The 417-nt window shown below is 63.5% G+C and carries 1 protein-coding gene; it reads left to right on the top strand.

The genetic code is table 11. The features are described 5' to 3' along the window. Positions 1-397: FAD-dependent monooxygenase (locus tag EN745_RS35755; protein ID WP_189363289.1), on the top strand; the 397-nt coding region annotated here is incomplete at its 5' end. Between the last annotated feature and the right edge of the window lie 20 nt (positions 398-417).

Below are 417 nucleotides of genomic sequence, written 5' to 3'. Positions count from 1 at the left end.
GTCCTTCGAGAAGTCGATCGCGCCGCTGCGTTCCTTCGTCGCCGAGCCGATGCGCTTCGGAAAACTGTTCCTGGTCGGCGATGCTGCGCATATCGTGCCGCCGACCGGCGCGAAGGGCCTGAACCTCGCTGCCAGCGACGTGGGCTATCTGTTTGCCGGGCTTCGTGAATTCTACCGCGAGAGGTCGGAGGCCGGGCTCGACGCCTATTCGGCCAAGGCGTTGGCGCGCGTGTGGAAAGCGGTGCGCTTTTCCTGGTGGATGACGACGATCCTGCATCGCTTCCCCGAGACGGGGGAGTTCGGCCAGCGCATCCAGGAAGCCGAGCTCGATTACCTGGTGCATTCCAGAGCGGCATCGACGGCGCTTGCCGAGAATTACGTCGGGTTGCCTTATTGATCTGCCTGAGCGGTCAGACC

Origin of the sequence: Mesorhizobium sp. M4A.F.Ca.ET.022.05.2.1 (genome assembly GCF_003998845.1) — a bacterium.
Lineage (GTDB): Bacteria > Pseudomonadota > Alphaproteobacteria > Rhizobiales > Rhizobiaceae > Mesorhizobium.
Note: the sequence above shows the minus strand (reverse complement) of the source record. Positions and strands in the feature narration are given on the sequence as shown.